The organism is Jannaschia seosinensis (assembly GCF_001408515.1).
GTDB classification, from domain to species: domain Bacteria; phylum Pseudomonadota; class Alphaproteobacteria; order Rhodobacterales; family Rhodobacteraceae; genus Jannaschia; species Jannaschia seosinensis.
In genome coordinates this window covers 1-6191 of sequence record NZ_CYPR01000198.1, presented here as the reverse complement: position 1 = coordinate 6191, position 6191 = coordinate 1, and the positions used below count along the sequence as shown (strand labels likewise).

The following is a 6191-nucleotide window of genomic DNA, read 5'->3' as shown; positions in this document are numbered from 1 at the left end:
GCCCCTCCCGCAAAGGCGGTGAGCCGATCCGCGTGGCGTATTGCTGGGCGCACGCCCGGCGCAAGCTGAAGGAAGTGTTCGATCGCGACGGCTCCGAGATCGCGGCCGAAGGCCTGCGCCGCATTGCCGAGTTCTACAAGGTCGAGGCTGAGATCCGCGGCATGAGACCCGGTCAGCGGCTCTCGGCTCGGCAGACACGAACGGCGCCGCTTGTCGCCGCCTTTGGCGAATGGCTGCAAGAGCAGCGCCTGCGTGTCTCCGCCAAATCGCGTCTCGGCGAGAAGCTCGCCTACATCCACTACCACTGGGACGGACTGCAGACCTTCCTTCGGGAGGGGCGCGTCGAGATCGACTCCAACGGCGTCGAAAACCTCATCCGCCCGATCGCTCTGAACAGGAAACACGCGCTCTTCGCCGGGCACGACGAAGGTGGGAAGGCTTGGGGGCGCATCGCGTCTCTCATCGAGACCGCGAAGATCAACGGCGTCGAACCCTTCGCCTATCTAAAGGCCACCTTGGAGGCGATCGCGGACGGGCACCCCAAGAGCCGGATCGACGAACTCCTCCCCTGGAACTTCAATCCGTCAAGCTGAAACCAATGTGGGGCCCAGCTCCCGCTTACGATCGACCAGGACTTGGTGAACTATGATTTATCGGCCGACGACCTTGCCGATGCAGCCAGCATTCCGGACGAGCAGCTTTGCGTCGCAGAGGCGTTTGTGAGGTTCGCACAAAAACAGAGCTTCGATTTTTGGAGCCTTGAGTAATGGCTACGTTTAGCGCCGTCTCGCTCAGCAATATCGAGTATGTTCGGCTCGATGCAGATTTCTACCGCCCACACTATCTGGAAGACGCCAAACTTTGGCAAAGGATAGGAGACAAAATTGGGGCGGTAAGGCTATCGCACCTTATCACAACACCAGTCAGGACCGGGAGAACCCCGAGCGAACGGCGTCTTCTAATTGACGATGTGCAAGTGACATTCGTTAAGACTGACGGCGTTAGGGAGGGTACGATCAATTTTGAGAGTGCCGGGATTTTACCAAATCGTGTGCTGAACAGGTCTGACATTATTGATCCAGACTCAGTAGTGATGACAATTATCGGCGCCACTCCCGACATTGTAGGAAGGGCAGCAATCATTCGCGCCAATAATCCAGTATACGTCACAAATCAGAATGTCGCGGTGATCAAGACTAACGACAAGTGCGATCCATACTTCCTACTTGCCTATTTGCAGGCAAAACTGGGCAGGAATCAAGTCTGGCGCCACTCGCGTCGGACTGGGCAAGTTAATTTAAACTGTCGTGAAGTTGAGCGCTTAATGGTCCCTTTATTCAAACCTGAAATCCAGAGACAGATTGGAAACCAAATCAGAAGAGCGCTTGCCGCAGCTGACGACGCAGTGAGACTTGTTCATGACGCGCAGGGTCTTCTTGAAGACGAGATTGGCATCATTGGCGGCGATGATGGTGGCTTAGTCTTCAGTTGCGCTACTGCATCCACTGCGTTTGATGCCGGGCGCATCGATGCCGAGTATTTTAATCCCCATTTTTCGGCTGTCCGCCAACAAGTGTTTGACTTTAAGCATGGTTTTACGTCACTCTATAGTATTTGCAGATCTATAAGGCCAAACTTTGATCCCAAAGCCGCATCAGGGACGACGCAAAGATATATTGAACTTTCAAATCTGAATTCCGTGTTGGGCACCGTTGATGGCTATATGGTGTGTCCAAGCGAAGAATTCCCTTCGCGCGCACGGCGGCGTGTATCCGCCGGTGATGTTTTGATCTCCTCAGTGGCCGGAAGCCTTGATAGAGCTGCCATGGTATCTGAATCCGAAGTTGGCTGCATTGCATCGACAGGCTTCTTTCAACTTCGGCCGGTACAGGTTTCTTCCGAATTTCTTTTGATTCTGACCAAATCTTACATGATCAGAACGCAGATGATGCAGGAGGCCACTGGAGGAATTCTATCCGCAGTTCCGGAGTCGCGCCTAAGGCGAATAATGGTGCCCAAGGTTCCTCAGGATATACAGGATTTGATAACTTCCCATGTTCGGGAGTCATACGCAAAGCGTGACGAGACAAGGCAACTTTTGGAACAAGCCAAGGCACGCGTCGAACAGTTGATCGAGGAGGCGGTGGCGGCATGAACCTCTCGACAGAAGACAAGCGCCTGCTCGAGGAACTGTGCAAACAGCATGGGGTCAACCCGGACAAGGTGGTCAAGCTGCTCGACACGGTGCGGGACTATGAGTTCAAGGAGCGCCGCATCGGCGTGTATGACGCGCTGCGCGAGATCCTCAAGTCGTCGACCGGGAATGCGCCATGACGGACGGGTCCGAGGTCGATCGCTATGTGAAGGACCCGAGCCTGTTGCTGGAGCTCTGCCAGGAGGTCATCGACCGCCTGGACGCCGGCACGGAAACCGACGACACCGCCGCCATGGAGGCGCAGCTGCGCGAGATCGCGAAGGCGATCGACAAGCTGGACAAGATCGGCGTCGCGGTACCGGACGCTCTGCGGGCCGAGAAGACGCGGCTTGCCGCCGCCCTCGGTGTCAATGCTGAAGCCGTGCAGGTCCTCAATCACCTCACTGACGAGCTGGAGGAGCTGCTGAAGGGCCTGAAGGCCCGTCTCGGCCGCACTTCGGAAGGTGATACGACGAAGAAGCCGCGCGCAAAGCGCTCGCGCTCTCCGAAAACGCCCAACGCCACGCTTCGCCAGCTGATCTTGGAAGCACTGCGGCACCACGGTGGCTCCTGCCATAAGAACGACGTGCTGCAGTACATGGAGGAGAAGCTGCAGGGCAAACTGCTGCCCGGCGACATGGAATGGCGCGAGACGACAAGGGACCACGCCTGGCAGAACAACGCCTGCTGGAAACGCTACCAGATGACCGAGGATGGCGTTCTCAAGACGGGCTCGCCCCGAGGGAACTGGGAGCTGAGTGAGGACCACGCATGAGATTCGTCAAGCTCACCATCGAGAACTACAAGTCCTTTCAGTTCGCGACCGAGATCCCCTTTCCGTCAGATGGCGAGGGCCGCAGCATCTTCCTGATCGGCGGGCTGAACGTGGCCGGAAAGACCTCGATCATGGAGGCCATCAACTTCTGCCTCTATGGCGCGAAACCGGACACGATCTTTCGCAACATCAATCGTCGGGAGAAGGCCAAGGGGAACGCAAACGTCGTTTTCGAGCTGGTCATGGAGATGGACGAAGGATCCGAGCTGATCGTCAAGCGGTCATGGAGCGCCGGTGCAGTCGCCGACCCAAGGCCAAAGGATCTGAGCGAACGATTGGTCGTTGTTCGAGACGGCAAGCGCGTGTCAGTCCAGAACCAGGAAATTTGGCAGGACATCATCCGCGCGGCTATCCCGCGGGGGATCACCCAGTTTTTCTTTTTCGACGGTGAAAAGATTCAAGAGATCGCAGCAAAGACCATTCAGAAGTCCGCCTGAAGTCATCCCTTGAGGCCGCGTTGGGCATTCAGAACATAAACCGACTGGCGTCTGACCTCGCGTACATCAAGCAGGAGGAGCGCAAGGGGTTCGTCGAGATTTCCGACGAGGATCTTGAATTCAAGCAGAGTGAGCTGAGAAAGGAAAAGAGCAAGCTCACGCGAAAAAACAACGAGCGCGCCGACCTACAAGGTGAACTTGCGGGCTTTAAGGAGCAACTCTCCGACGCAAAGAAGCGCTTCGAATTTACCTTCCAAAGCGAACCCGAGACCCGTGAGGCCATGCGGGAACAAGAAAAGCGGCGGATCCAGGCGACAAACCGACTCACTCAAGTCGAAAACGAAATCCGGGCCCTGTGCGAGAAGTCTCTTCCCTTCTCCCTGGCTGGTAAGTTGTTCGACGGGCTCCGGCAGCAAATCGACAAGGAACGGGAGTCCGCGACTGGAGCAGCCATCAAGGAGAACGCTGCTGAATTGGCTAAGCGACTCGTTCGCGTCGTCGAGGAACCGGAACCGATCTACCGAGAGCAGCTCTCACCGGAAAAAATGTTGGAGTTAGAGAGCCGCATAGTACGGCTGCTAAAAGAAGGAGATGGTCGGGGCGATGTAACAAAGATTCTCGACCTTTCAGATCGCGACGTGGCGCGCGTGCTTAATCAAATGGAAAACCTCGAGCGAAGCGAAGTCTTCCTAATTCAGCCTCTCATTGAAGAAAAAAGGCAGCTCGAATCTCAAGTACGCACGCTTGAAAGCAAGAGTGCCCTCGGAGCAATGACAGAGTCTGAGCGGGAACTATTTGAGCAGCTGCAAGGAGATATGGAAAGCTGTTCAACTAATATTGGGCGTAAAACGGAACATTTACGCATTCTAGAGGAAGAGATCATTGCGCTCGAGAAGCGAATTGGCGACATAGAAATTGAGATCGAGAAGCTCTATGAAAAGCACAACGTCTCAAAGGATAAGGCGGAGTACATTCAGGAGTGCGACTCCATTGCGAGTGTGCTCAATCAGTTCATGGTGCGTCTGCGAAAGAACAAGGTGCATCTTCTCCAAGAAAAGACTTTTGAGATGTACCGGCTTCTATCGAGCCGAAGTGGGTTGATCAAGGACCTGACCATTGGCGACAAAACTTACGAAGTTCGCATAAGCGATCGAAATGGGCATGAGATCAAGAAGTCCGGTCTGTCTGCGGGTGAGAAAGAAGTTTTTGCTGTTTCCCTTTTGTGGGGGCTCGCTCAGACGAGTCAGCTCAAATTGCCGATAATCATTGAGACGCCGCTTTCCCGTTTGGATAGCACGCACCGCGACAACATTGTGAACAACTATTTCCAGAATGCAGGCGATCAGGTCGTTATTCTCTCAACTGACACGGAGATCGACACGAATTACTACAGGAGCCTTGAGCCTCACCTGAGTGGTGCGGGCTGCCTAGAATTCGACCAAAGGCAAGAGCTTACTACCTTTAGATCCGGGTACTTTTGGGAGAGATAGTCCGTGGCTGATCGACTCTATACCTCAAGTGAGGCTGATGAAATTTTGAGCGCCCTCCGGTTCGAGACAAAACTGGAGAAGGTGACCCTTGCCAGAATGGCATTTGCGCTGTCGGTTGCACAGATCGGCAAGGATGTTCCATCGAGCCCGAATTTCAGTGGCGGCGAGATGAAAAGGCCAACTTTTTTGCTGATGATAAAGCGTTTGTACGGGCGCTTCTATCATACGCTTACAAAAAGCCTGATCTCAGCGAAGATGAACTGTTTTCCAATCGCGCTCTCACAAAGAACCACATCGACCACGGAGCATCTCTGTTGAACGACCTGTTTCAGTCGTGCGGGCGCAGCGGCGATGGCCTCATCTCCGCTCTTGTAGAGAAGGTAGAATTCTCAAGTCGCAGGGAGAATTTTGGACAGGGACTGGAAATATTTATTGGGCGCACGCTGTTGCAGCGAAACGAGTTGGTGATGAAGCTGAACAACACGTCGCGACATGCCAACTCACACTTGGCAATCATGGGCAAGCCTGGCGTAGGAAAGACACAATTTCTCTTAAAGCTGCTGGCTGATATTCGCATCCAGTCGAATTTCCAAACGAATTTTATCTACTTTGATTATAAGGGTGACGTGGTTGATAACGAAAACTTTGCGAGTATTGCAAAGGTTCAGCCATATCGACTTTTGCAGACGGGTCAAAGCCTGCCAATAAATCCTTTCGTTCTGCCTTCGTATGGTGATCAAAATATAAACATTTCTGCGCGGGAAAAGGCCGAAAGCTTTGCCTCAATTAACGCTAAGCTAGGTGTCGTAGAGATATGCCCAAAAGTTGGTGACGGTCCTCATCAGGCGGCGGTTTGAAGTTGCTTGATCCCGTCCTTGAACTCAATCCCCTGAATGACGTCGGGCAGACGGTTTGGCCCGTTGATCTTCCGCCACTTCTTCTTGGCTGACTTCATGAGTCGGAAGACCATGGCGAGGGCGGTCTTGCGGTTCAGGCAGCCCTTGGTTTTGCGGGTCCGGTTCCTGACCGTGGCGAAGACACTCTCGATCGGGTTCGTGGTCCGAATGTGCTTCCAGTGCTCGGCCGGGAAGTCGTAGAAGGCCAGCAGCTCGTCACGGTCTTTCACCAGCTTGGCCACAGCCTTCTCGTACTTCGCGCCGTAGATTTCGACGAAGAGATCGAAGGCGGCATTCGCCTCCTTCTTCGTCTCGGCCATCCAGGTGTCTTGCAGATCG

The 6191-nt window shown here is 54.2% G+C and carries 9 protein-coding genes; 8 read left to right on the top strand and 1 reads right to left on the bottom strand.

All coding sequences use genetic code 11. From position 1 onward, the window contains the following. From tnpC to JSE7799_RS21405, 8 genes are all read left to right on the top strand, one after another. On the top strand, positions 1-593 hold a 593-nt coding region (gene tnpC, locus JSE7799_RS14730; RefSeq protein WP_144431739.1), incomplete at its 5' end, for an IS66 family transposase. 173 nt (positions 594-766) lie between these two features. Then, complete coding sequence (locus tag JSE7799_RS20655; RefSeq protein WP_144431738.1) at positions 767-2155, top strand: restriction endonuclease subunit S domain-containing protein; 1389 nt, start codon at positions 767-769, stop codon at positions 2153-2155. Then, positions 2152-2334, top strand: coding sequence for a DNA modification system-associated small protein (locus JSE7799_RS14720; protein ID WP_055664282.1), 183 nt, complete (start codon positions 2152-2154; stop codon positions 2332-2334). Before JSE7799_RS20655 ends, JSE7799_RS14720 begins: the two co-directional genes overlap by 4 nt. After that, on the top strand, positions 2331-2969 hold the full coding sequence (locus tag JSE7799_RS14715) for a ubiquitin family protein (RefSeq protein ID WP_055664281.1): 639 nt from the start codon (positions 2331-2333) through the stop codon (positions 2967-2969). The genes JSE7799_RS14720 and JSE7799_RS14715 overlap by 4 nt, the downstream gene beginning before the upstream one ends. Continuing rightward, complete coding sequence (locus JSE7799_RS21415) at positions 2966-3466, top strand: AAA family ATPase (RefSeq protein WP_222101786.1); 501 nt, start codon at positions 2966-2968, stop codon at positions 3464-3466. Before JSE7799_RS14715 ends, JSE7799_RS21415 begins: the two co-directional genes overlap by 4 nt. 20 nt (positions 3467-3486) lie before the next feature. Further along, the gene (gene dndD / locus JSE7799_RS14710; RefSeq protein ID WP_222101785.1) at positions 3487-4956 is read left to right on the top strand and encodes a DNA sulfur modification protein DndD; all 1470 of its coding nucleotides are present in this window, start codon (positions 3487-3489) and stop codon (positions 4954-4956) included. A 3-nt stretch (positions 4957-4959) separates the two neighbouring features. Then, complete coding sequence (locus JSE7799_RS21410) at positions 4960-5274, top strand: DndE family protein (RefSeq protein WP_222101784.1); 315 nt, start codon at positions 4960-4962, stop codon at positions 5272-5274. Next, a complete protein-coding gene (locus JSE7799_RS21405) occupies positions 5271-5813 on the top strand; it encodes a type IV secretion system DNA-binding domain-containing protein (protein ID WP_222101783.1) in 543 nt (180 codons plus the stop codon). Before JSE7799_RS21410 ends, JSE7799_RS21405 begins: the two co-directional genes overlap by 4 nt. Here the strand turns inward: JSE7799_RS21405 and JSE7799_RS14705 are convergent. Next, a partial coding sequence (locus JSE7799_RS14705) for a transposase (protein WP_186201970.1) occupies positions 5798-6191 on the bottom strand: 394 nt, incomplete at its 5' end. The two genes, JSE7799_RS21405 and JSE7799_RS14705, sit on opposite strands and share 16 nt — an antisense overlap.